This window comes from Vibrio sp. 1249-1 (assembly GCF_033340495.1).
Window position 1 is genome coordinate 1 of sequence record NZ_JAWOWJ010000366.1, and the last position, 809, is coordinate 809.

At 48.0% G+C, this 809-nt stretch carries 1 protein-coding gene; it reads right to left on the reverse strand.

All coding sequences use genetic code 11. From position 1 onward, the window contains the following. Window positions 1-809 (reverse strand): ABC transporter substrate-binding protein (locus tag R7Z50_RS26420; RefSeq protein ID WP_318149603.1); only part of this gene is annotated, 809 nt, incomplete at both ends.

Consider the following 809-nt stretch of genomic DNA (forward strand, 5'->3'; position numbering starts at 1 on the left):
TCTCTTCGTTACGAGTCATTGTTAGGAACTCGTTGAAGTTCGCAGAGTCTTCAGTGTCTGAGTGCCAACCGATCATAAGCATGTCACCCGCACACTTATCAAACTCTGGCCAGTATTGCGCTTTTGGCATGGTTTTCAGATCAACCTTAATACCAATCTTAGACAACATTGCCGCCGCAGCCTGTGCAACTTTTGCATCGTTCACGTAACGGTTGTTTGGCGCAATCATAGTTAGGGCAAAGCCGTTCTCGTAGCCCGCTTCTTTCATCAGCTCTTTAGCTTTCTTCAGATCGTAGCGAGGAACCAGTTTTTCGTTGTGGCCAACGTAACCCGCAGGGCTTTGCTGACCAGCAGCTGTCGCGAAGCCTTTCATGATTTTCTTCACGATGCCTTCGTTGTTGATCGCATGCACGATAGCTTGACGAACGCGCACGTCTTTCAACGCTTCATTGCTGTTTTGGTTCATTTGGAACGTGATGATTCGCGTACCAGGTAGTGTCACGAGATCGATGCCTTTCGCATCTTTCACACGTTGGTGATCGTTTGGCGCTACTGGGTGAATCATATCGACGCCACCAGAAAGAAGCGCAGCCACACGAGTCGCGTCTTCTTTGATTGGTACTAGCGTTAGCTTATCAACGTTACCTTTCGACGCTTTATCCCAGTAATCTTTGAAGCGTTCAAATTCCACTTTTACGCCTTGTTCACGTGATGTCACGATGAATGGGCCAGTACCGGAAACGTGAGTCGATGCAAATGAGTTACCGTGCTTCACTAGCTCAGACTTGTCTTTGCCGTCTTCTGTCTTA